The sequence below is a fragment of the Sanguibacter sp. Z6_81 genome, assembly GCF_057180625.1.
Genome location: NZ_JBXUFV010000001.1, coordinates 787,099 through 808,913, shown reverse-complemented (window position 1 = coordinate 808,913; position 21,815 = coordinate 787,099). Strand labels below are relative to the sequence as shown.

Annotated in this window: 21 protein-coding genes; 5 read left to right on the top strand and 16 right to left on the bottom strand. The window is 72.2% G+C overall.

Features of this window, described 5'->3' with window-relative positions; genetic code table 11:
- Positions 1-72 precede the first annotated feature (72 nt).
- Complete coding sequence (locus AC2AXK_RS03835) at positions 73-1,533, bottom strand: SulP family inorganic anion transporter (protein WP_484344246.1); 1,461 nt, start codon at positions 1,531-1,533, stop codon at positions 73-75.
- A 313-nt stretch (positions 1,534-1,846) separates the two neighbouring features.
- On the opposite strand from AC2AXK_RS03835, the gene AC2AXK_RS03830 reads away from it, so the two are divergent.
- Both AC2AXK_RS03830 and AC2AXK_RS03825 read left to right on the top strand, forming a co-directional pair.
- On the top strand, positions 1,847-2,263 hold the full coding sequence (locus AC2AXK_RS03830) for a MerR family transcriptional regulator (protein WP_484344011.1): 417 nt from the start codon (positions 1,847-1,849) through the stop codon (positions 2,261-2,263).
- Between the two features lie 200 nt (positions 2,264-2,463).
- Positions 2,464-2,709, top strand: a complete 246-nt coding sequence (locus AC2AXK_RS03825) for a hypothetical protein (RefSeq protein WP_484344010.1) — start codon at positions 2,464-2,466, stop codon at positions 2,707-2,709.
- Positions 2,710-2,772: 63 nt separating this feature from the next.
- Here AC2AXK_RS03825 and AC2AXK_RS03820 read toward each other — a convergent pair whose 3' ends face one another.
- Positions 2,773-3,198 (bottom strand): hypothetical protein, encoded by a 426-nt coding sequence (locus AC2AXK_RS03820; RefSeq protein WP_484344009.1) that lies wholly within the window; start codon positions 3,196-3,198, stop codon positions 2,773-2,775.
- A gap of 38 nt (positions 3,199-3,236) precedes the next feature.
- Complete coding sequence (locus AC2AXK_RS03815) at positions 3,237-3,800, bottom strand: methylated-DNA--[protein]-cysteine S-methyltransferase (RefSeq protein WP_484344008.1); 564 nt, start codon at positions 3,798-3,800, stop codon at positions 3,237-3,239.
- 246 nt (positions 3,801-4,046) lie between these two features.
- On the opposite strand from AC2AXK_RS03815, the gene AC2AXK_RS03810 reads away from it, so the two are divergent.
- Positions 4,047-4,274: a hypothetical protein gene (locus tag AC2AXK_RS03810; protein WP_484344007.1), complete on the top strand. Its 228-nt coding sequence runs from the start codon at positions 4,047-4,049 to the stop codon at positions 4,272-4,274.
- A 39-nt stretch (positions 4,275-4,313) separates the two neighbouring features.
- Here the strand turns inward: AC2AXK_RS03810 and AC2AXK_RS03805 are convergent, their stop codons facing one another.
- From AC2AXK_RS03805 to AC2AXK_RS03795, 3 genes are all read right to left on the bottom strand, one after another.
- On the bottom strand, positions 4,314-5,342 hold the full coding sequence (locus AC2AXK_RS03805; protein ID WP_484344006.1) for a hemolysin family protein: 1,029 nt from the start codon (positions 5,340-5,342) through the stop codon (positions 4,314-4,316).
- Entirely contained in the window at positions 5,339-6,772 is a 1,434-nt protein-coding gene (locus AC2AXK_RS03800) for a hemolysin family protein (RefSeq protein WP_484344005.1), read from the bottom strand. The genes AC2AXK_RS03805 and AC2AXK_RS03800 overlap by 4 nt, the downstream gene beginning before the upstream one ends.
- 150 nt (positions 6,773-6,922) lie before the next feature.
- Entirely contained in the window at positions 6,923-8,671 is a 1,749-nt protein-coding gene (locus AC2AXK_RS03795; RefSeq protein WP_484344004.1) for a SpoIIE family protein phosphatase, read from the bottom strand.
- Positions 8,672-8,843: 172 nt separating this feature from the next.
- Here AC2AXK_RS03795 and AC2AXK_RS03790 point away from each other — a divergent pair, with 172 nt between their 5' ends.
- Positions 8,844-9,287 carry an ATP-binding protein gene (locus AC2AXK_RS03790; RefSeq protein ID WP_484344003.1) on the top strand — a complete coding sequence of 148 codons (444 nt, stop codon included), beginning with the start codon at positions 8,844-8,846 and terminating at the stop codon, positions 9,285-9,287.
- On the opposite strand, the gene AC2AXK_RS03785 is transcribed toward AC2AXK_RS03790, so the two are convergent.
- Genes AC2AXK_RS03785 through AC2AXK_RS03760 form a run of 6 tightly spaced genes read right to left on the bottom strand, consistent with a single transcriptional unit; the run spans position 9,253 to position 15,287 of the window.
- Positions 9,253-10,218: an ROK family protein gene (locus AC2AXK_RS03785; protein ID WP_484344002.1), complete on the bottom strand. Its 966-nt coding sequence runs from the start codon at positions 10,216-10,218 to the stop codon at positions 9,253-9,255. The two genes, AC2AXK_RS03790 and AC2AXK_RS03785, sit on opposite strands and share 35 nt — an antisense overlap.
- Positions 10,215-10,988: a glucosamine-6-phosphate deaminase gene (locus AC2AXK_RS03780; RefSeq protein ID WP_484344001.1), complete on the bottom strand. Its 774-nt coding sequence runs from the start codon at positions 10,986-10,988 to the stop codon at positions 10,215-10,217. The genes AC2AXK_RS03785 and AC2AXK_RS03780 overlap by 4 nt, the downstream gene beginning before the upstream one ends.
- Positions 10,989-11,034: 46 nt before the next feature.
- A complete protein-coding gene (locus AC2AXK_RS03775) occupies positions 11,035-11,880 on the bottom strand; it encodes a carbohydrate ABC transporter permease (protein ID WP_484344000.1) in 846 nt (281 codons plus the stop codon).
- On the bottom strand, positions 11,880-12,839 hold the full coding sequence (locus AC2AXK_RS03770; RefSeq protein ID WP_484343999.1) for a carbohydrate ABC transporter permease: 960 nt from the start codon (positions 12,837-12,839) through the stop codon (positions 11,880-11,882). Before AC2AXK_RS03770 ends, AC2AXK_RS03775 begins: the two co-directional genes overlap by 1 nt.
- A 2-nt stretch (positions 12,840-12,841) precedes the next feature.
- Positions 12,842-14,092, bottom strand: a complete 1,251-nt coding sequence (locus AC2AXK_RS03765; protein WP_484343998.1) for an extracellular solute-binding protein — start codon at positions 14,090-14,092, stop codon at positions 12,842-12,844.
- Between the two features lie 37 nt (positions 14,093-14,129).
- Positions 14,130-15,287 (bottom strand): ROK family transcriptional regulator, encoded by a 1,158-nt coding sequence (locus AC2AXK_RS03760; protein ID WP_484343997.1) that lies wholly within the window; start codon positions 15,285-15,287, stop codon positions 14,130-14,132.
- A 67-nt stretch (positions 15,288-15,354) separates the two neighbouring features.
- On the opposite strand from AC2AXK_RS03760, the gene AC2AXK_RS03755 reads away from it, so the two are divergent.
- Positions 15,355-16,845: a family 20 glycosylhydrolase gene (locus AC2AXK_RS03755; RefSeq protein WP_484343996.1), complete on the top strand. Its 1,491-nt coding sequence runs from the start codon at positions 15,355-15,357 to the stop codon at positions 16,843-16,845.
- Between the two features lie 28 nt (positions 16,846-16,873).
- On the opposite strand, the gene AC2AXK_RS03750 is transcribed toward AC2AXK_RS03755, so the two are convergent.
- The 4 genes from AC2AXK_RS03750 to AC2AXK_RS03735 form a co-directional block, all read right to left on the bottom strand.
- Positions 16,874-17,533, bottom strand: a complete 660-nt coding sequence (locus AC2AXK_RS03750; RefSeq protein ID WP_484343995.1) for a dihydrofolate reductase family protein — start codon at positions 17,531-17,533, stop codon at positions 16,874-16,876.
- A gap of 111 nt (positions 17,534-17,644) precedes the next feature.
- The gene (locus AC2AXK_RS03745; RefSeq protein ID WP_484343994.1) at positions 17,645-18,322 is read right to left on the bottom strand and encodes a GNAT family N-acetyltransferase; all 678 of its coding nucleotides are present in this window, start codon (positions 18,320-18,322) and stop codon (positions 17,645-17,647) included.
- A gap of 180 nt (positions 18,323-18,502) precedes the next feature.
- The gene (locus AC2AXK_RS03740; RefSeq protein WP_484343993.1) at positions 18,503-19,234 is read right to left on the bottom strand and encodes a response regulator; all 732 of its coding nucleotides are present in this window, start codon (positions 19,232-19,234) and stop codon (positions 18,503-18,505) included.
- A complete protein-coding gene (locus tag AC2AXK_RS03735) occupies positions 19,231-21,792 on the bottom strand; it encodes a DUF4118 domain-containing protein (RefSeq protein WP_484343992.1) in 2,562 nt (853 codons plus the stop codon). The genes AC2AXK_RS03740 and AC2AXK_RS03735 overlap by 4 nt, the downstream gene beginning before the upstream one ends.
- Between the last annotated feature and the right edge of the window lie 23 nt (positions 21,793-21,815).

Below are 21,815 nucleotides of genomic sequence, written 5' to 3'. Positions count from 1 at the left end.
GATCCCGAGCGTGACGAGCTGCGGCTCGCCCGTCGGTAGCCTTCGGCTCCCAGTTCTGCGGCGTCGGGGTCCTCAGTGGCCGGCCCCGAGGTTGCCGGCGAGCCTGTCGTGGCGGGCGACGCTGTCGGGGTTCATCCCGACGATGGTCACGGTCTTGCCCTTGGCGGCGTACTTGGTGGTGATGGCGTCGAGGGTCGCCACGGTGGAGGCGTCCCAGACGTGGGCGTTGGTCATGTCGATGACGATGTTCTTCGGGTCGCTGGCGTAGTCGAACTGGTAGACGAGGTCGTTGGACGAGGCGAAGAAGAGCTCTCCCTCGACGGCGTAGACGCGCTGGTCGTCGTCATCGGAGGCGTCGAGCCGGGTGACCGTCGTGAAGTGTGCGACCCGTCGGGCGAAGAGGACCATCGCGACCAGGACGCCGACGATGACGCCGTAGGCGAGGTTGTGGGTGGCGACGGTGACCACGACGGTGGCGAGCATGACGCCGGTCTCGGACTTTGGCATCCGGCGCAGCGTGGCCGGGTGCACGGAGTGCCAGTCGAAGGTCCCCACGGCGACCATGATCATGACGGCGACGAGCGCGGCCATGGGGATGATGGCGACGATGTCGCCCAGGCCGACGACGAGGATGAGCAGGAAGACTCCGGCGAGGAACGTCGAGATGCGGGTGCGTGCTCCGGAGGCCTTGACGTTGATCATCGTCTGGCCGATCATCGCGCAGCCGCCCATGCCACCGAAGAAGCCGGTGATGATGTTCGCCGCTCCCTGCCCCCAGGCCTCGCGCGTCTTGTTCGAGTGGGTGTCGGTGACGTCGTCGACGAGCTTCGCCGTCAGCAGCGACTCCAGGATCCCGACCAGGGCCATGGCGATGGCGAAGGGCGCGATGATCTGCAGCGTCTCGAAGGTGAGCGGCACGTCGGGGAAGAGCAAGGACGGCAGCGACTCGGGCAGGGCGCCCTCGTCCCCGACGGTCGGGACGTTGATCGCAGCGAGCACGACGGCGCCGGTGAGCAGCACGATCGCGACCAAGGGTGCGGGGACGATCTTCGTCCACCGGGGCATGAGGACCATGATGGCGATCCCGACAGCGACCAGCGCGTAGACCAGCCACGGGACGTCGGTCAGGTGCGGGACCTGAGACATGAAGATGAGGATCGCTAGGGCGTTGACGAAGCCGACCATGACCGAGCGCGGGATGAACCGCATGATCTTCGCGATACCCAGCACGCCGATGATCACCTGGAAGATGCCACCGAGGATGACGGTCGCGATCAGGTAGTCGACGCCGTGCTCGCGAGCGACCGGTGCGATGACCAGCGCGATGGCACCGGTCGCAGCGGAGATCATGGCCGGGCGTCCGCCGAGGAATGCGATCGAGACGGCCATCGTGAAGGAGGCGAACAACCCGATGCGCGGGTCGACTCCCGCGATGATCGAGAAGGCGATCGCCTCGGGGATGAGTGCGAGGGCGACCACGAGGCCGGCCAGGACCTCGGTCTTCAAGCGGCGCGGAGACTTCAGCGCCGCCATCACGGAGTGGACCTCGTCGGCCTCCTGGGCTCCGGTCACCGGCTGCGGGTGCGGTTCGGAATCGGGCAGAGAAGCGCGTAGCTCGTTGGGCAAGATGGTTCCCGTTCAGATGCGCGGGGCGCGCAAAGCGCTCCATAGACGCGGCCGTCGGCCGGTCCGGGTGGACAAGGACAAGGGGCACGCGGCACTGCGTGCGAGGAAGTTGGTTCGGGTCTCTGCTGCCCAGCGCGAAGCCGCGGCGGCCAACCCACCTGAAACTCTACCTTAACGTGAGGGTAGAGTTTCAGGTCGGCGATTCGAGGAGACTGCACTCATGAGCAACAACGGCGCGACCGTCTCCGGCGAGACCACGATGCACATCGGCGCTGTCGCTGAGCGCACCAGCCTCTCGCTGCGCACCCTGCGGCACTACGACGAGGTCGGCCTGCTGCGCCCCTCCGGCCGCACCGACGGCGGCTTTCGCCTCTACACCGAGGCCGACGTCGAACGACTCCTGCTCATCCGTCGCATGAAGCCGCTCGGGTTCACCCTCGAGGAGATGGCCGACCTGCTCACCATCGTCGACGAGATGCACGACGCACCGGGCGCACCGGCTCCCGCCGTGAGCCAGCGCCTCTCCGCGTACATCGCGGCCGCCGAGAGCCGGCGCGCCGACCTCGCCGACAAGCTCGCGATGGCCGACGAGTTCATCGCTCTCCTGCGCGACCGCGACTCGCCGTCCCGTCCCTGACCCTCAGGCCGTCAACCGACTCCCGCTCGGCACCGTCGTTGCATCGGTGAGAGCCATGCACGTCTCGTGTGCAGCACGTTGCCCGCACATGCGGCGGAACCGCCCGACGACGTCCGTCGCGATGATAGGGTTCGCCCGCCCGTACTCTCGGACCGGCCGTGACGCGGCGCGAGGACACACCCCTCCGGAAGGTCGACGCCATGAATCTCGTTCGGACGATGGTCGCGGTGACGCTGGCTTCAGGCCTCCTGCTCGCAGGGGCGCTCATCGAGCACGGGTTCGCGGCAGACCGTGAGCAGACGAGCGGGACCCCCGGGCCCCTGGAGCTCGCGCTGATGCTCGTCTTCCTCGTCGCGCTCGTCGCGACGCTCGTCGTCGGCGTTCGTCACCGGCGTCGTCGGGCACGCGCTCTGGCGGGATCTGCGGACTGCATCGCCCACGCCTGACCTCCGAGGACCGCTTCCCGACGCCTGACCCTTCGTCCACGGCCGGCGCCGGTTCGCCGTTCGCTACGCCCGGCCGAGGACCTCCGCCTCCAGGTGCGGCAGGGCACCAGGCTCGAGGACGTAGCCGGTCACGTCCTCGACCGTCGCGAGAACATCTCGCGAGACCCGGGCGACCGTCTCCCGGTCCGCGTGGTCGCGGAAGACCTCCACCGACCAGAACACCTGGTCGGTGAAGAAGGACAGAGACATGTGGCCCAGGCCGATCGCGACGGTCAGCCGGTCGTGCAGCACCACGTCACCCTCGCTGTCCTCACCCTCGTCCTGATCCAGCTTCACCACGTGCCCCGCACGCGACAGCCGCGCCTCGATCTCGCGTGCCCACCGGCCACCTTCTTCGGTGGTGGTGGCGTCCAGGACTGCCGCGCGCTCGACTCCCTCCGGTGTGAAGTCGTACTGCCAGCGGACTCCGTACCACTCCGTGTCACTCATGAGGCTCCTCGATCAGCAGGCCAAAGTGGCCATGTCTATCACGCTGTGGCCGCCCGCTGCTCGTGCGCGAGGAGCTGTTCCTTGACCGGCAGCCCGTAGAGGTAGCCGCCGAGCGTCCCGTCGCGTCGGACGACCCGGTGGCAGGGCACGATCGGCGCGACGAGGTTCGTCGCGCACGCCGACGCCGCGGCCCGGACGGCGGCCGGTCGCCCGGCCAGGGCGGCGAGCTCGGTGTACGTCACAGTCGTCCCTGCGGGGATGCGCCGGAGCGCGTCCCACGCGTCGGTGCGGAAGGGCCCGCCGGGCTGGCCGACGGGGATCGTCAGCAGCGCGTCGGTGTCGCCGTCGGCGTACGCGGCGAGGGCGTCGGCCACGGGACCCCGGGGCGCGACGGGGGCCAGACCGCGCTCGCGCAGCCCCGGCGCGAGCCGCGCGAACAGGGATTCGAGGTCCCCGTACCCCGCGGCGCGCACCGTCTGGTCCTCAGGCGTCAGGACGACGTGCACGACGCCCCCGGGCAGGTGCGCGTCGAACGTCTCGAGGGGCTTCGTCGTCGTCTCTGGCAGCGCAGCACCTCCCCCGGCTGCCGAGTCACCGGTCACGCGAACACCTCGTGCGTCCACAGGTGCATGAGTGCGTATCCCTGCCATGGCTCCCAGCCTTTCGATCGCTCGAGTACACCGTTGCTCGTCGTGACCCCGAGGGCACGCGCACCCCCTCATCATGCGCGACGTCCGAGGGGGCGTCTGGCGGGAATCGGACCACGCGGTGGATCACCAGAGCGCAGGTGGGCGCTCGGCGCTACGGTGAGAGATCACCTGCATCGTTACGATCGAAAGGGCGTCCTCATGGATCAGTCGACCCACAACGACAGGCGCCCCGACGACGCGGCCAACCCGAAGGGCCCCGAGGGCCTGCCCCTGGGGATGACACCTGGTCACAACACCAACCCGGTGGCGCCCGGTCGTGGCCCTGTGGCGCACGGGTCCTCCTCCCGCCCCGGGCGGGTGCTCCTCTACGGCACCGTCCCCGTGCTCGTGGCCGGGGCGGTCGTCTGGGTCACCCTCGTCCGCTGAGGGCGACCCAGACGTCAGACGCAGTCGATCGAACGCGCGTCAGCCAGTGACGGCTGGCGCCTCGTCCTCGTAGCGGGGGAACAGGCGCGAGAGCACGTCGGAGAGCGTGATGACCCCGACGAACGCCGAACCGGTCGACACGATCGCGAGGTGGTTGCGCGTCTCGCGCATCGACGCCAACGCGGTGTACACCGGCGTGTGGGGCGCGAACGAGATCACCGGCCGCATGAACTCGGCCGCCGAGCGGTCGTCACCCTGGCCGAGGGTGTCCCGCACGTGCACGACGCCCTCGATGGTCTCGGGCGTCCCGACGAGGATCCGCAGGTGCCCCGAGCTGCGGGCAGCGTCCTGGAGGTCGGCCACCGACGCGCGGGGCCCCACGGTGGTGGCGCTGCCACCGTCCGTGACGAGGTCCTCGACCGTGAGCCGCTGGAGCTCGAGCGCTCCGGCGAGCTGCGCCGAGTAGCTCGCCTCGAGGGCCCCGACGTTGGCCGAGTGCTCGACGAGGTGGCGCAGGTCGTCGGGCGTCTGGCCCGTGGCCACCTGCTCGGCCGGCTCGACACCCACCTTCGTCAGGCACCAGTTCGCCATCTCGTTGAGGGCGACGAGCAGCGGCCGGGTGAGGAACATGAACCCCCGCATGGGGATCGCCAGGAGAGTCGCGGACGTCTCCGGGTGAGCGATCGCCCACGACTTCGGCGCCATCTCCCCGACGACGAGGTGGAGGAAGGTGACGATGACGAGCGCGAGGACGAACCCCGCGACGTCCGCGATCCACAACGGCGCCCCCCAGCTCTCGAAGACCGGGGTCAGCCAGTGGTGCACGGCCGGCTTGGTGATCGCCCCGAGCGCGAGGGTGCAGGCAGTGATGCCGAGCTGGGACCCGGCGAGCAGCACGGTGAGCTCGGTGGAGCTGCGCAGCGCGGCCCGTGCGGAGCGGCTCGTCGCCGCGGCGTCCTCGAGGCGGTGCCGCTTGGCGGCGAGGAGAGCGAACTCGATCGCGACGAAGAAGGCGCTCAGCGCGATGAGGGCAGTCGTGATGAGGACGATGACCCAGGGGTTGCTCATCGGTCGACCTCCGTCGTCTGGGGTGCTGCGTCCGGCGCCGTGCCTGACGTGCTGTCTACCTCCGGCGGCCCGTCCGGGCCGGGTGGGTCCGCGGGGACACGCACGCGCACGAGCGACGGCACGTGCCTGTCGAGCTCGAGCACGTCGACCGCCATCCAGACGACCTCCGGCTCACCGGACCGCGCGAGGTCCGCGAGGTCCAGCGGCAGCTCGACGCGCACGGTCGTGCCGACGGGCGGCAAGGACCCGTGGACGGCGATCGCGAGCCCGGCGATCGTCTCGTAGTCCCCCCGCGGCAGGTCGTGGTCGACGGCGCGCTCCACCTCGTCGATGTGCACGTCCCCCGCCATGACCCAGGTGCCGTCGTCGTCCCGCGGGACGATCGCCGGCTCCTCGGGGTCGTGCTCGTCCGTGATCTCCCCGACGAGCTCCTCAGCGAGGTCCTCCGCCGTGAGCACGCCGGCGAACCCGCCGTACTCGTCGATGACGCACGCGAGCTGGTTGCGCGTCGAGGTGAGCTCGCGCAGCGCGACGGGCAGCGTCATCGACGTCGGGAGGATGAGGGCGGGACGCATGAACGTCACCGCCGCTGCGTCGTCGTCCCAGTCCCCGCGAAGCACATCATCGAGGTGCACGACGCCGAGCACCTGGTCGTCGGCGCTGAGCACCGGGTAGCGGGAGTGGCCCGTGACCATCCGCTCGCGGACGTTCGCGAGCGTCGTCTCCGCGTGCAGCACGTCGACCCGTGCTCGCGGGATCATCGCGTGCTCGGCGTCCTGCTCGGGGAAGTCGAGGATCCGGTCGAGGAGGACGGACAGCTCCTCCGGGAGGTCCCCGCTGACGCGGGACTCGGCGACGATGTGCTCGAGGTCGCGGGCCGTCGCGGAGTGCTCGACGTCGTGCACCGGCTCGATCTTCAGGGCGCGCAGCAGGAGGTTCGACGCCTGGTCGAACACGCGGATGAGCCACCCGAACACGGCGAGGTAGATCGTCGTGGAGCGGGCGAGCCACACTGCCACCGGCTCCGGGCGGGCGATGGCGAGGTTCTTGGGGAACAGCTCGCCGAAGAGCATCTGGACGAACGTCGACAGGACGAGCGCCAGGACGGTCCCGACGGCGATGCCGACGCCGGTCGGCACGCCGACCCCGCCGAGTCCCTCGCCGAGCGACTCGCCGACGAGGGGCTCCGCGACGTACCCGACGAGCAGCCCGGTGACGGTGATGCCGAGCTGGGCGCCGGACAGCATGAACGACGTCCGCTTCGTCACGGCGAGCGCACGCTGCGCCGCGGGGTCACCCGATGCGGCGCGCGCCCCCAGCCGTGACCGGTCGACGGCCATGTAGGCGAACTCCTGGGCGACGAAGTAGCCCGTGAGCGCGGTGATGAGGACGATGACGATGACTCCGAGGAGCAGTGTCAGGATCCACATGGCCGATTCCACCCCCTCGTGTCGGTGACCGGCACTCGGGGGTACGTACTGTCTGCGTCCATCATCTCTCTCAGGTCGTGTGGTCGATCAGTGTCTCAACGCGCGCCCCGCCCGGACAGTTCCCACGAGCCGTCCTGGCACGTCGCCGAACTACGGGAGGTGCGACGGCACGCCCGAGGTCGGGCCCGCCTCGGGGGGCCGCGGCTCGTCCTCGGGGAAGGCCCGCAGGAGCAGGAGCGCGACGTCGTCCGCCCCGGCCGTCGGGGACATCGTCTGCAGGACGTGGTCGCTCAGCTCGTCGAGGGTGCGCTCGTGCCCGCCGCGCAGCGCCTCGACGAGGTTCGCGATGCTCTCCGACATGGGGATCCCGCGTCGCTCGAGCAGCCCGTCGGTGTAGAGGAACAGGGTGTCGTTGCCCTCGAGCTCCACGACGTGGTCGTGGCGTACCGCGTCACGCACGACACCGAGGAGCAGGTCGTTGACCGGGTCGAGCATCTCGATGTCGCCGGACGCCCGGATGAGCACGGGGTAGGGGTGCCCGGCGTTGGACCACCGCAGGGTCCGTGCGCCGCTCGCCTCCTGGGCCGGAACCTGCTCGACGCGGGCGAGGATGACGGTCGCTGTCGCGCCGTCCCCGAGGGCGAGCCCGGTGATCGCGTCGTCGACCTCGGTGAGGACCTGCGCGGGCGTGCCGCCGGTGATGTACGCGCCTGCACGCACGAGTCCGCGGAGCTGCCCCATCATGGCGGCCGCGCGGTGGTCGTGGCCGGTGACGTCCCCGACGACGATGGTCGTCGCGCCGTCCTTGGTGAGAAAGGCGTCGTACCAGTCGCCACCGATCTGGAGGTCCTTGCCGGCGGGGCGGTACCGCACGACGACCTGCAGGTGGTCTGCCTCGGGCGGTGGAGTCATGACCGCCTGCTGCAGCGTGAGGGACGCCTCACGCGCGCGCTGGGCCCCGAGCCCGTGGATCTCGGCCTGCGAGCGGTGGTAGTCGAGCTCCGCGCGTCGGGCCACGAGCGACCGGACAGCTCCGCTGACGGCTGAGGAGATGAGCAGCACGAACGTCCGGCTGGTCTCGTCGAGCGGGCGTCCCGGCGCGGCCTCCACGACGAGGCCCCCGAACGGGGCGTCGCCGTCGGCACTCACCAGCGGCGCGAGGCAGACCTGACCGCTGATGCTCACCTTCCCCTCCCGGCACGCCTGCTCGACGAGCCGCACGTCGAGGCGGGAGGCCAGGCCTGGCGGGTTCGAGGCGACCGGCGCGCAGATGTCACCGTCGAACAGGTATGCGGCGCACCCGGTGATGTCCGGGGACCCGGCGAGGAAGTCCGCGGCCGCCGTGAGCAGCTCCGCCACGTCATGGTGGCCGTTCATCACGGCGTGCAGGGCGTCGACCGTCTCGAGCCGACGCCGGGCGACCACCTGGTCGGTCGTCTCGGTCGCGATGTCGAGGACCCCGGCGATGCGTCCCGTACTGTCCGCGAGCGGGCTGTAGGAGAAGGTGAAGTACGTCTCCTCGTCGTAGCCGGAGCGGTTGAGGATGAGCATCTCGTCGACGGTCCATGTCGGCGTCCCGGCGGTCATCACCTGCTCGAAGAGCGGTCTGACGATGTCCCACACCTCCGACCACACGTCCCGGACGGGCATGCCGAGGGCCCTGTCCCGCTTGGTGGTGCCGAGCATCTCGCGGTAGGCGTCGTTGTAGATCATCGTCAGGTCCGGACCCCAGGTGACGAGCACGGGGAACCGGGTGCTCAGGCACAGGCGGACGGCCTGCCGCAACGACTCGTCCCACTCGGAGAGGGGCCCGAGCGGGGTCGTCTCCCACGGGAACGCCAGGACGGAAGCACCCATGTCGCTGCTCGTCGCTGTCGGGGCGAACCACTCGGAATCCATGGCGTCACAGTAGTGGAGCACGCTCTCGCGCCATGCATGCCTGCTGCGCGGTCGTACGTCCGTGAGAACACCCGAGCCGGGGGCGCGGCGAGGCCATCAGGTGACGCCGTCGGGCAGGGCCGCGAGTGCCATGTCACGATGGGGGTCCAGCCGCACACAGGAGGAGAGGATCGTGGGTTCGATCTCCGTCGCTCGTCCCCCTTTCCAGGGCGACGACCTCGGGTCCTGGCCCCTCCGCAGCGCCGCTGACCTCTCCCCCGTGCGGCGCGAGATCACCCGCCTCATCACCGAGCGCGACGGCCCTGCCTCGGACACTGAAGCCGTCCAGCACATCATCCTCGTCGCCAGCGAGCTGGCCACGAACGCGCTGCGTCACGCGATCCCGCCAGCGCGCGTGACCCTGCGCGCCACCGAGACCGAGTACCTCCTCGAGGTGACGGACTCCTGCCTCGAGGCCGATCCCGTCGTCGCCTGCGGACGCGGCCTCGGCGAGGGTGGGTTCGGTCTTGTCCTCGCCCAGCGTCTCGCGACGGCGTTCGGCTGGTTCTCGGACGGCACGCACAAGCACATCTGGGCGACGTTCAGGCGGTCCGGTTGCTGGAGCGCCACCGGCTGAGAGCGCGTGCGCCCCGCTCGTCCTGGAAGGTCGCCAGCGCGGCCCCGAGCACCCCGGCACGCGCGCCGAGGCCAGCCGTGACGATGGGCGGGACGGTCGCGACGCGGGCGGTCTCGAGGAGCCGCGCGCGCACCGGGTCGACGAGGACCGCGCCCGCGGCCGCGAGACCCCCGCCGAGCACGATGCGCGACGGCGAGAGCAGCGTGACGGCCCCGAGCAGTCCGTGCGCGAGGGCGTCGAGCGCGTCCGACCACACCGCGTCCGCGCGGGGGTCCGTCCCGAGGGCCGTGACCACGTCGAGCGACGTCGCGCCCGGGCGTCCGGTCGCTGCGGCGTAGGCGCGGCCGATCGCCCGCGCCGAGGCGTACACCTCGAGGCAGCCCCGCTGCCCGCACGCGCACAGCGGCCCCGCGGGGTCGAGCGGCACGTGACCGATCTCCCCCGCCTGGTGCATGCCACCGCGGACCGGACGCCCGCCGACGACGATCGTCGCCGCGATGCCCGTGCCGATGAAGACCGCGAGAAGGTCGTCAACTCCCCGCCCCGCCCCGAGCGCGTGCTCGGCGAGGCCCGCGACCGAAGCGTCGTGGTGCACGAGCACGGGCAGCCCCAGGCGGGCGCCGAGCAGCTCGCCGACGGGCTCGTCCGCCCACCCGAGGTTCCCCGCGAGCCGCACCACCCCGCGGTCCGGGTCGACGATCCCCGGCACGCCGAGGCCCACGGCCGTCACCCGGGCCCGGTCGGCGGCCGGCAGCTCGGCGAGGAGCGCACGGCACGTCTGCTCGATGGCGCGCAGGGTCGCAGGTCCGTCGTGCTCGGGTGTGGGTGCGTGGTGCCGTGCGAGGGGCGCCCCGAGGTCCTCGTCGAGCACCTCGCCGCGCGTGTTCGTCCCGCCGACGTCGAGCGCCAGGACGAGCGGCCCAGCGTTCACAGCTCCTGCCAGGCTGGTTTGTGCTCGTAGGCACGCCGGTAGTACGCGCTGTGTCGCAGCCCGGCGGCGGCCTCCTCGTCGAGCAGCACGGTGACGTGCGGGTGGAGCTGGAGCACGGAGGCGGGGCAGGACGCGCTCACCGGGCCCTCGACCATCCCTGTCACGGCTGTGGTCTTCGCGCTGCCCGTCGCGACGAGCACGAGGTGCCGGGCCTCGCCGATGGTCGCCAGGCCCTGGGTGAGGGCGTGCTGCGGGACGTCGTCGACGGACGGGAAGAACCGCGCGTTGTCCTCGCGGGTGCGGTCGGTGAGGCTCTTCACCCGGGTCCGCGACGCGAGCGACGACCCGGGCTCGTTGAACGCGACATGCCCGTCGGCACCGATCCCGAGGAGCTGGACGTCGACGCCACCGGCCGCGCGGATCTCGGCCTCGTAGCGGACGCCGGCCGTCGCGACGTCGGGGCCGGAGCCGTCCGGCCCGAGCACGACGGGGAGGTCGATCCGGCCGGTGAGGTCCCGCTGGATGACCTCCCGGTAGGACTGGGGATGGCCGGCGGGCAGGCCGACGTACTCGTCGAGCAGGAACGCCCGGGCGTGCCGGAACGTCAGCCCCTCCTCCTCGTGCCGACGCACGAGCTCCGCGTAGACCGGCAGCGGCGAGGAGCCGGTCGCGAGCCCCAGGACGGGGCGGGCCAGCACCGAGAGCGCGCGCTCGACGATGTCGGCGGCGAGCACGGCCAGCTCGTCGACCGGCCGGATGACGACCTCCATGGGTGGGACCTCCTCGGTGGTGCGGTGCGCAGAGCGTGCACCTCCATCATCCTTTGACGGCGCCCGCCACGAGCCCGGAGGTCATCCGGTTCTGGACGAGGACGAAGAAGATGATGACCGGCGCGGCGACGAGCACGGCCCCGGCCATGACGCCCGGCCAGTCGATCGCGGCGTTCGACTGCGTCGTCAGCCCCCGCAGCCACAGGGGCACCGTCCGGTTGGACGGGCTCATGACGACCGTGGCGAGCGTGAACTCGTTCCACGCCTGGAGGAACGCGTACACGCCCGAGGCGACGAGGCCGGGAGCGAGCAGGGGGAAGGTCACCGCGAAGAACGCACGCGTGCGGCTGCACCCGTCGATCATCGCGGCCTGCTCGAGCTCCACGGGGATGCCCTGGACGAACCCGCGGAGCATCCACACCGTGAACGGCAGGACCGCCGCGACGTAGAGCAGCGAGAGGCCGGCGACCGAGTTGAGCAGGGACCAGCCCTCGAGCATCCGGAACTGGCTGATGAACATGGCCTCCGCCGGGATCATCTGGACGACGAGCACGGTGAGGACGAAGCCCTTGCGGCCGCCGAACCGGAACCGGCTCACCGCGAGCGCGGCGAGGAACGCGACGACGAGGGCGACGGCCACGACGAGGAGCGTCACGACGATGCTCAGCCGCATGGACGCGAAGAAGCTCGCGTCGAGCACGCGGCCGAACGCGGAGAGGTCACCGCCGAACGGCACGAACGTCGGGGTGGCCGCCCGCACCTGCTCGGGCGTGCCGAACGCCGACGTGAACATCCAGTAGACGGGGAACACCCACACGAGGGCGAGCAGCACCCCGAGGGTGTTGAGCAGTGGCGCCGAGCGCCTGCGGGTGGGGCGTCGCGCGGTGGCCATCAGTCCTCCTCCGCGGCGAGCCTGCGCACGTACCCGGCCGTGAGGACGAGCGTGAGCAGGAGCATGAACATCGCGACGGCCGAGGCCATGCCGTAGCTGGACTGCCCGATGCCCAGGCCGTAGATGTAGGTGCCGAGGAGGTCCGTCTCGCTCTTGAGGCCGCCCGCGCCCTGGAGGTAGTAGATCTGCGTGAAGACGCGGAGGTCCCAGATGATCTGCAGCAGTCCCACGACCCACAGGACCGGGGCGATCGTGGGGACGACGATGCTCCGGAACCGCTGCCACGCACCGGCACCGTCGAGCTGGGCCGCCTCGATGACCTCGTCGGGGACCTGGGTGAGGGCGGCGTAGACCGAGAAGGCGACGAACGGCACGCTCATCCACACGACGATGACCGTCGCGACGAGGTAGAAGGACAGGGGCTCGAGGAGCCAGGAGTGCCCGGCGAACCCCTCGAACCCGACCTGGACCAGCACCCAGTTGACGACCCCGTACTGAGTGTCGAACAGCCACTGCCACACGGTCATGGCGGCGATGACGGGCATCGCCCAGGCGAGCAGGAGGCTCGTCTGGAGGGCGAGCCGAACGGGTCCGGCGAGGCGGGTCATGAGGGTCGCGACCGCCGTCCCGATCGCCATGGTCAGTGCCGCGTTGACGGCGCAGAAGGCGATCGACCGGCCGACGACGCCCCAGAGGGTGGCGTCCGTGAGGAGCTCGCGGTAGTTGGCGAGGCCCACCCACCGGGGTTCGGCGGTGCCGAGCTGCTGCGCGAGGCCGAACTCCTGGAAGGACATCCCGACCTGGCGGACGAGCGGGTACCCGAGGGCGAGCAGCAGCACGACGGCGACGGGCGCCAGCAGGAGGTAGGGCGTGGCGCGCCGCCCGAACCGGTGCCGTCGGCGGGCTCCCGCCGACGGCACGGGGCTGCGCGCCACCGTCGTGCGGGCACCCGTGGTCACGCTCAGTTGAGCGCCTCCTCGAGCCGGGCGTCGGCGGCCTCGGCCGCCGTCGCGACGTCCTCGCCCTGGGCGATCTGGGCGAAGAACTCCTCCATGATCCGGTCCGTCTCGACCGCTGCCCACTGCTCCGCCGCGGGCGTGAGCTTCGCGTTCTCGGCCGCCGCGAGCGCTGCGACGGCGAACTCGTCGTCGCCCATGAGGTCGTTGAGCGTCGAGTTCGCGGGGCCGAGGCCCGCCTCGGCGAGCATCGTCTGGTACTCGTCGGAGTAGATGAGGGTCATGAGCTCGAGGGCGAGGTCCTGGTCGGGCGACGCCTGTGAGATCGCGAGGTTGGAGCCGCCCGCGAACACGGGGGCCGCACCGCCGTCGACGCCGGGCAGCGCGAGGGCGCCGACGTTCTCGGCGAGCTCGTCCGTGATCGACCCGCGGGCCCAGCCAGGTGCCATGAACATCGCGGCGTCGCCGTTGTTGAAGGCCGTCCACGGCTCGGCGTCCTCGCCGTCCTTCGGGGCCTTCGACGCGGCGGTGTAGAGCTCCTGGACCTGGGTGAGGCCCTCGATGCTCTCGGGGCTCGACAGCTGCCCCACCCACTCGTCGCCCTCCTTGACGGCGATGTCCCCGCCGTTGGCGAACACCCAGCTGATGCCGTTGCGCCAGTCCTGACCGGGGAGCCAGAACCCCGACGTCGTGCCGGTCGTCAGGGCCGCCGCGGCGTCGTTGAACTCCGCGAGCGTCGTGGGGACGGCGATGCCGGCCTCCTCGAGGAGGTCTGTGCGGTAGAAGACGTACCGGGAGCCCCAGTAGTAGGGCACGGCGAACACCTGGTCGCCGACGCTGCCGGCCTCGATGAACCCCTCGGGTCCGAGGGCGTCCCCGCCGAGCTCGTCGAGGTGCTCGGTGAGGTCGGTGAACGCGCCGACGGTCGTGAACGTCGGGGACTGCGTGTTGCCGATCTCGACGACGTCCGGCGTCTCGTCGGGGTTGCCGAGCGACGTCTGCAGGCGGGGCAGGAGCTCGCCCCAGTCGATCCGCTCGACCGTGAGCGTCGCGTCGGTGGCGTCCTCGAAGGCGGTGGTGAGCCAGTCCGTGGCCTCGACGGGGGTGTCCTCACCCGCGAGCCACAGGGTGATCTCGGTCCCCGGGGCGGAGTCGTCGGTGGTGTCGTCGGTGGTGGTGGAGCCGCCGTTGCTGCAGGCGGTGAGGGCGAGCGCTGCCGCGAGGGTGAGCGCCGCGTACCGGGTGTGGGTCGCCATTGATCTGTCCTTCCGAGGTGGCCCTGGGGCCGGGAGGTCATGACAGGCCGAGCTCGCCGTCGAGCACGTGAGCGGCGGCGCCGACGAGGACGCCGTCGTGACCGAGGGCGGACATGCGCAGCTGCACACGCTCGTCCCCGAACGGTCGGGTGAGAGACAGGACGGCCGCCTCGGCGGCCTGACGCAGGGGGCCGTCGAGGAGCTCCTCCGGCCCGGAGAGCACGACGTCGCGCAGGCCCAGCGCCTGGGTGATCGGCGCGAGGATCTGCCCGAGGCGCTGCCCGACGGCGGCGAGCGCGTCGGCCGCCTCGGCCGCGCCGAGCCCGTCGACGCGTGCGCGCAGTCGCGGGACGGCGAGGATCGTCTCGAGGCAGCCAGTCCGGCCGCACGAGCACTCGAGCCCGTCCGGCTCGACCGCGACGTGCCCGATCTCCCCCGCTGCGCCCGAGGGGCCCCGCAGGAGAGCGCCGTCGAGGAGGATGCCGGCACCGACGCCGTGCCCGACCTCGACGAGGAGCAGGCCCGACCCGCTGCCGTGACCGAAGGTGTCCTCGGCGAGCGCGGCGGTGTCGGCGTCGTTGGCGACGTAGACGGGGTAACCGAGGTCCTCCTCGAGGCGGGTCTGCAGGTCGAGGTCGGTCCAGCCGAGGTTGGGGGCACGGCGCACGACGCCGTCGACGCTCACCACCCCGGGTGTGCCGACGCCGACGCCGAGGACGCGGCTCGTGGAGGTCTTCACCAGGCGCCGGGCGAGCGTGACGACCTTGGCGACGGCGTCCTCCCCCGTCGCGCCGTCGAGCGCGACCTGGGAGGTCTTCACGGTGGTGCCCGCGAGGTCGACGAGCGCGCCGCGCAGGAGGGTGTCGTCGGAGAGGTCGAGGCACACGACGTTCGCGCCTGCGGCGTTGACGCCGACGAGGGTGGCGGGCTTGCCCATGTGGGTGCCGGGCCGGACGCCGAGCTCGTGCGCGAGGTCGTCGGCGATGAGGTCGGTGACGACGTCGGAGACGGTCACCCGGGCCAGGCCGGTCGCGCGGGCGAGGTCGGCGCGACTCACGGCGCCGTCGTCGAACAGGTGCTGCAGCACGAGCGCGCGGTGGTGCACGCGGGCGTCGGCCGGGCGCATGGTCGTCGCTGCGGAGCGGTTGCGCGAGGTCGCCCGGCGTGGGTCCGACGGCGTCGTCCGGGTGGGCATAAAGTAAGTACACCTTACGTACTAAGTTGGGGTCAATAGACTGCGGGCACCCACCTCGAGGAGACCGATGACGACTCCACGGCCAGCCGCTCCGACCGACCTGCCCGGACCGCTCCCGCACGCCCCGCTGCTGCCCGCGCCGCGCGAGGTCCACACGTCCGGGAGGCCGGGTGCCGCGCTCGTCCCCGGGCAGCTCGACGCGCTCGCCGACGCCCTGCGTGGGTGGGCGCCGCGTGCGGCAGACCTCGCCGAGCGCCTGGCCGTGCGGGCCGCAGCAGGGACGGGACCCGGGGCACGCGAGACCCACGAGAGCGACGCAGCCACCCTCGTGCCCGTGAGTACCGAGCTCGAACCCACCCTCCCCGCGGAGGGCTACACGCTCACCCTCGGTGACCGATGGACGCTGCACGCGGGCGACGAGGCCGGCGCGTACTGGGCCGTCCAGACGCTCGGTCAGGCCGTGCGGGACGGCGTCGTGCCAGCGCTCACGTGCACGGACAGCCCCCGCTTCCCGGTACGCGGCGTCATGGTCGACGTCGCCCGGCACTTCTTCGACGTCGCGGCCCTCGAGCGGCTCATCGACCTCGCGTCCGCGTACCGGTTCAACCGGTTCCACCTGCACCTGTCCGACGACCAGGGGTGGCGGCTGGAGATCGAGGGGTGGCCGCGCCTCACGGACGTCGGCGCCGCGAACGACGTCGACGGCGGTCCCGGCGGGTTCCTCACCCTCGCCGACTACGCGCACCTGCAGGAGTACGCAGCGCAGCGGCACGTGGTCGTCGTCCCCGAGATCGACCTGCCCGGCCACACGCACGCCGCCCAGGTCGCCTACCCGCAGATCAGCTTCGACGGCCAGGAGCGGGAGCACTACCGGGGCATCGACGTCGGCTTCAGCTCCGTGCACCTCGAGTCGGACGGCGCGTGGGAGTTCGTCGAGGACATGCTCACCCAGCTCGCCCGGCACACGCGCGGCGAGCACCTGCACGTCGGCGGCGACGAGGCGCTCACCCTCGCGCGGCCGGAGTACGTCGCGTTCGTCGAGCGCGTCGGTGCGCTCGTCGAGCGGCTCGGCAAGTCGCTCGTGCTCTGGCAGGAGGCGGCCGGCGCCGATCTCCCGGCCGGCACCCAGCTGCAGTACTGGACCTCGCACATCGACACCGAGCACCTCACGGGCGTGGCGCGCGACCACGACGTGAGCTTCATCGCCTCCCCCGCGGCACGCGCCTACCTCGACCAGAAGTACGACGAGGACTTCCCGCTCGGCCTCACGTGGGCCGCGACGATCGGGCTGCGCGACGCCTACGGCTGGGACCCCGTGGCCGAGCTGCCCGGCATCCCCGAGACGTCGATCGTCGGCGTCGAGGCGTGCCTGTGGACCGAGACCCTGCGCACCGAGGACGAGCTCACGACGATGCTCCTGCCACGGTTGCCCGCGGTGGCCGAGGTCGCCTGGGGGTCCGCGCCGGACTGGGAGCGGTTCGTCGCAGCGCTCGCCCACCACGCGCGATGGTGGGAGAAGGACGGGACCGTCTTCCACCGCACCGAGGGCCTGGGCTGACACACCGGCGCCTGGTGCCCGTGTCCGGCTAGGTGGCCCCGCGCCGGGTGAAGACCAGATGGACGACGCCGGACGGGGACGGCGTCGCCTCGATGTCGAAGCGCTGCTCGAGTCCTTCGAGCCCGTCCCAGAGGCGCTCGCCCCCGCCGAGGAGGACGGGCACGACGACGACGTGCATCGCGTCGACGAGGTCGGCCTCGAGGAACTGCCGGACCGTGCTCACGCCGCCACCGATCCGCACGTCGAGGCCGTCGGCGAGCTCCCGGGCCCGCTCGAGCGCTGCGTCGGGGTCGGCATCGACGAAGTGGAAGGTCGTCCCGCCGTCCATCTCGAGGGTCGGCCGGGGGTGGTGGGTGAGGACGACGACGGGGGTGTGGAACACGGGGGTGCCGCCCCACCACCCCTTCCACTCCTCGTCCTCCCACGGGCCGCGCTGGGGACCGAACTTGTTGCGCCCCATGATCTCCGCGCCGATACCGGGCGACCACCTGCTGGCGAACGCGTCGTCAACGCCCGTGGATCCCGGCGAGTCCCCGTGGAATCCCATCTCGCGGAACGTCTGCGTCTCCAGGGCCCACTCCATCAGCCGGGAACCCGCATGGCCGAACGGGGCGTCGAGCCGCTGCCCCTCGCCCGTGCCGTAGCCGTCGAGGGAGACCGAGAAGTTGTGCACGCGGACCAGGGACATGGCATCTCCTGAACGAGGTGTCTTTTGTCCCACTTTACGGCCGTCGTGCCGGTGCGGGCGAGGGCTGGCGCGACGTCCCCGTCGGGCCACCGCTCGCCCCTCGGGCGGCTGCTACTCCGGGGCCTCGAGCTGCTCGCGGAGGGCATCGACACCATGCATCTCGACCGGAGCGCCGAGCAGCCGGGCGTTCGCCTCGCGCACCTGCGACCAGCGGTCGCGGGTCATCCGGTACCGGACCTGGGCACTCGCCCGCCCCTCGCTCACGACCCGCACGAGGCCGTCGGTCTCGTACCCCACCCGGCGCGAGACGGCGTTCGACGCCGCGTTGTCCTCGAACGCCGCCGACGTCACGTGGTCGGCGCCGAGGCCCTCGAACCACAGGTGGAGCACGAGCGCCCGCATCCTCGTCCCGATCCCGCGCCCCTGGTGCTCCCGGCCGAGCCAGGAGCCCGTCTCGACCTCGCGCAGCACCTGCCACTGCCGGCCGGACGCGCTCTGGATGCCGACGGGGACGCCGGCGGACAGCACCGCGAGCTCCAGCACCACGTCCTGCGGGCCGATGCGCGGTCGCGCTGCCCACTGGTAGTCCAGGACGCGCTGCGCGACCTCCCGCGCCGAGCCCCGGGTCCACGGGAAGGTGAAGGGCATCGCGTCGTCGGCGTGCACCCCGCGACCGGCGAGGTCCGCGAGCGCGACGAGCAGGTCGTCGTCGATCCACCGCATCTCGAGGTCGCCGGAGCGCACCCGGACGCCCGATGCTGGCCAGAGGTCCACGAGCCGTGAGGTCATGCGCCCGAGTCTGGCCGTGCCCCGAGGAGCTTGTCCAGCAACGCAGTGAGCTGTGCACGTTCCGACGCGTCGAGCTTCGCCGTACGTCGAGCTTCGCCGTGCGTCGAGCTTCGCCGTCACGGTGCGCGCCCGCGGTCCGCCGCACGAGCCGCACCTGATGCCGGGGCGGCCACCCCGCTCCTACGCCTCGAAGAGGTAACCCATCCCGGGGTGCGTGATGATGTGCCGCGGCGCGGACGGGTCGCGCTCGAGCTTGCGGCGCAGCTGCGCGGTGTACACCCGCAGGTAGTTCGTCTCCGAGGAGTACCCCGGCCCCCACACCTCCCGCAGGAGCTGGGCGTGCCCGACCATCCTGCCCCGGTTGCGCACGAGGACCTCGAGCAGTCCCCACTCCGTGGGGCTCAGGCGCACGTCACCGCCCTCGCGCTGCACCCGGCGCCGCGCGAGGTCGATGCGCAGGTCACCCGCCTCGACCACCGGCTCCGCGGGCGTCGTACCGTCGACGGGCGCGGCGCGCCGCACGGCAGCGCGCAACCGGGCGAGGAGCTCGTTCATCGCGAACGGCTTCGTCACGTAGTCGTCCGCGCCCGCGTCGAGCGCGTCCACCTTGTCGTCGCCCAGCTGCCGCGCCGAGAGCACGACGATCGGCACGGCGCTCCACCCCCGGATTCCCGCGATCACCTCGAGTCCGCCGAGGTCGGGCAGGCCGAGGTCGAGGACGACGACGTCGGGGCGGAACCGGGCTGCGGCGTCGAGCGCGGCCACCCCGTCCGACGCGGTCGACACGTCCCAGCCGTGCGCGCGCAGGTTGATCGTCAGGGCCCGCACGAGCCCCGCGTCGTCGTCGACGACGAGCACCCGGTTGCCCAGGCTGCCCGGCGACGTGGCGCCCTGTCCGTGGCCGCTCGTCATCGGGCCTCCTCGCCACCGGGCACCGGCGGGGCGCTCGGGACGGCAGGGACGGTCGGGATGGTGACCACCATGGTGAGCCCTCCTCCCGGCGTGTCGTCGGCTGTCACAGTAGCCCCGACGGCCCGGGCGAGTCCGTGGGCGACGGCGAGACCCAGCCCCAGACCGCCCGCGGAGGTGTCCCCGAGCCGCTGGAACGGCTCGAACGCCCGGTCGCGGTCCCCCGCGGCGAGCCCCGGCCCGCGGTCGACGACGCGCAGCTCGACCTCCCCGGCGCGGTGCGAGGCCGTGATCCGCACGGGTGACCCGGCCGGCGAGAAGCGCACCGCGTTCGACGTGAGGTTCGCGAGGACCCGCTCCAGCAGGCCGGCGTCGGTGAGGACGAGCGGGAGGTTGTCCGGGACGTCGAGGACCACCTCGTCCGGGGCGAGCTGCTCGACGGCGAGGGGCACGATCTCGTCGATCGACCGCGGCGCGAGGACCGGCCGCACGCTGCCCGTCTGGATCCGGGAGAGGTCGAGGAGGTTGTCGATGAGGCGCTCGAGCCGGGTCGTCGACTCGGCGATGGTCTGCTGCAGCGCCGCCCGGTCGTCGTCGGACAAGCGCGCGTGCGGGGAGCCGAGCCCGTCGATCGACGCACGGATGGAGGCGAGCGGGGTCCGCAGGTCGTGCGAGACGGCCGCGAGCAGCGCGGTCTGGGTCGCTTCCGCCTGCTCGAGCACCGCGGCCTGGGCGGCCTTGTCACGCAGCCGCCGGTACTCCAGCACCACTCCTGCCTGCGCGGCGAACGCCTCGAGCACCTGCCGGTCGCTCGCCGGCAGCACACGGCCGAGCAGCACGACGCGGCGGGTGTCGCTGATGGCGAGCACCGTCTCCGTAGGAGTCCCCGCACCTGCCCGCACGTCCCGGGCGCTGCGCGCGACGAGCCGCCACGGGGCGTCCGTGGCGTCCTTGGCGTCCTGGTCGTCCCGCTCCTCCAGGCGCACCTCGGGGATCGCGAACGTCTTGGCGAGCCGGGAGACCACGGCCTCGGCCGTGTCCTCGCCCGAGAGCACCGAGCGGGAGAGTCCCGCGAGCGTCGTCGCCTCCGCCCGGGCGCGGTACGCCTGGGCGGTGCGGCGGGCCGCGAGGTCGACGACGGACGCGACCGCTCCGGCGACGAGGACGAACACGACGAGCGCGAGGACGTTCTCCGGGTCGGCGACGGTGAGCCGCCCGGTCGGGGCCGTGAAGAACCAGTTGAGGCACAGGAAGGACGCGAGCGCGGCGAGCATCGCGGGCCACAGGCCGCCGACGAGCGCGACGGACACCGCGCCGACGAGGAAGAGCATGAGCCCCGTCGCGAACGAGACCTCGTCCGCGACCCGGAGCGCGGCAGTCAGCGCCAGGGGGACGAGGAGCGCGAGGAGCCATCCGCCGACGTGGCGCGCGCGGGACAGCGGCGACCACCGCCCGCGGAGCCGCACCCCCGCGCGGGCCCGCTCATGGGTGACGAGGTGGACGTCGATCGAGCCGGCGAGCTGCGCGATCTGCGCACTCGTGGACCCGAGGACGGCCTCACGGAGCCGTGAGTGCCGCGAGACGCCGACGACGATCATGGTCGCGTTGACCCCGTGCGCGAAGTCGACGACCGCCGACGGCACGTCCTCCCCCACGACGGTGTGCAGCGTCCCACCGAGGGCCTCGACGAGCTCCCGGTCCGCCGCGATGGCCGCCGGTGCGGCGCTGGGGAGCCCGTCCGTCGCGAGCACGTGCACGGCGAGCAGCTCCGAGCCCGCCGCGCGACGGGCGATGCGGGCACCGCGCCGCAGGAGGGTCTGGCCCTCCGGACCGCCGGTCACGGCGACGACGATCCGTTCCCGGGCGGGCCACGTCGCGCCGATCTCGTGGTCCGTGCGGTACCGGGTGAGGGCGTCGTCGACGCTGTCCGCGACCCACAGCAGGGCGAGCTCCCGCAGCGCCGTGAGGTTGCCGACCCGGAAGTACGAGGACAGCGACGCGTCGATCTGCTCGGCGCGGTAGACGTTCCCGTGCGCCAGGCGGCGGCGCAGTGCGTCCGGGGAGAGGTCCACGAGCTGGACCTGCGCGGCCGACCGCACGACGTGGTCCGGGACGGTCTCCCGCTGGCGCACCCCGGTGATGGTCTCGACGTCCGCGCTGAGGGACTCCAGGTGCTGGATGTTCACCGTGGTGACGACGTCAATGCCGGCCGCGAGCAGCTCCTGGACGTCCTGCCACCGCTTGGGGTGCGTGCCACCCGGCGCGTTGGTGTGCGCCAGCTCGTCGACGAGCGCGACCTCGGGCGCCCGCGCGAGGACGGCGGCGAGGTCCATCTCCTCCAGGACGGTGCCCCGGTACGCCACGCTCACCCGGGGCACCACCTCGAGGTCCCGCAGCTGCGCGGCGGTCGCCGGACGCCCGTGGGTCTCGACGAGGGCGACGACGACGTCCGTCCCGCGCGCCCGGCGCCGGTGCGCCTCGTCGAGCATCGCGAACGTCTTGCCGACACCGGGCGCGGCGCCCAGGTACACGGTCAGCCGTCCCCGGCGCCCCTCAGGCATGGTTCACCCCCCACAGCGGACCC

What these genes read in the sequence shown, in the direction of transcription:
- AC2AXK_RS03835 (WP_484344246.1), bottom strand. Translation starts at nt 1,533, where the DNA reads ATGGCGGCGCTGAAGTCTCCGCGCCGCTTGAAGACCGAGGTCCTGGCC.
- AC2AXK_RS03830 (WP_484344011.1), top strand. Translation starts at nt 1,847, where the DNA reads ATGAGCAACAACGGCGCGACCGTCTCCGGCGAGACCACGATGCACATC.
- AC2AXK_RS03825 (WP_484344010.1), top strand. Translation starts at nt 2,464, where the DNA reads ATGAATCTCGTTCGGACGATGGTCGCGGTGACGCTGGCTTCAGGCCTC.
- AC2AXK_RS03820 (WP_484344009.1), bottom strand. Translation starts at nt 3,198, where the DNA reads ATGAGTGACACGGAGTGGTACGGAGTCCGCTGGCAGTACGACTTCACA.
- AC2AXK_RS03810 (WP_484344007.1), top strand. Translation starts at nt 4,047, where the DNA reads ATGGATCAGTCGACCCACAACGACAGGCGCCCCGACGACGCGGCCAAC.
- AC2AXK_RS03805 (WP_484344006.1), bottom strand. Translation starts at nt 5,342, where the DNA reads ATGAGCAACCCCTGGGTCATCGTCCTCATCACGACTGCCCTCATCGCG.
- AC2AXK_RS03800 (WP_484344005.1), bottom strand. Translation starts at nt 6,772, where the DNA reads ATGTGGATCCTGACACTGCTCCTCGGAGTCATCGTCATCGTCCTCATC.
- AC2AXK_RS03795 (WP_484344004.1), bottom strand. Translation starts at nt 8,671, where the DNA reads ATGGATTCCGAGTGGTTCGCCCCGACAGCGACGAGCAGCGACATGGGT.
- AC2AXK_RS03780 (WP_484344001.1), bottom strand. Translation starts at nt 10,988, where the DNA reads ATGGAGGTCGTCATCCGGCCGGTCGACGAGCTGGCCGTGCTCGCCGCC.
- AC2AXK_RS03775 (WP_484344000.1), bottom strand. Translation starts at nt 11,880, where the DNA reads ATGGCCACCGCGCGACGCCCCACCCGCAGGCGCTCGGCGCCACTGCTC.
- AC2AXK_RS03765 (WP_484343998.1), bottom strand. Translation starts at nt 14,092, where the DNA reads ATGGCGACCCACACCCGGTACGCGGCGCTCACCCTCGCGGCAGCGCTC.
- AC2AXK_RS03760 (WP_484343997.1), bottom strand. Translation starts at nt 15,287, where the DNA reads ATGCCCACCCGGACGACGCCGTCGGACCCACGCCGGGCGACCTCGCGC.
- AC2AXK_RS03755 (WP_484343996.1), top strand. Translation starts at nt 15,355, where the DNA reads ATGACGACTCCACGGCCAGCCGCTCCGACCGACCTGCCCGGACCGCTC.
- AC2AXK_RS03750 (WP_484343995.1), bottom strand. Translation starts at nt 17,533, where the DNA reads ATGTCCCTGGTCCGCGTGCACAACTTCTCGGTCTCCCTCGACGGCTAC.
- AC2AXK_RS03745 (WP_484343994.1), bottom strand. Translation starts at nt 18,322, where the DNA reads ATGACCTCACGGCTCGTGGACCTCTGGCCAGCATCGGGCGTCCGGGTG.
- AC2AXK_RS03740 (WP_484343993.1), bottom strand. Translation starts at nt 19,234, where the DNA reads ATGACGAGCGGCCACGGACAGGGCGCCACGTCGCCGGGCAGCCTGGGC.
- AC2AXK_RS03735 (WP_484343992.1), bottom strand. Translation starts at nt 21,792, where the DNA reads ATGCCTGAGGGGCGCCGGGGACGGCTGACCGTGTACCTGGGCGCCGCG.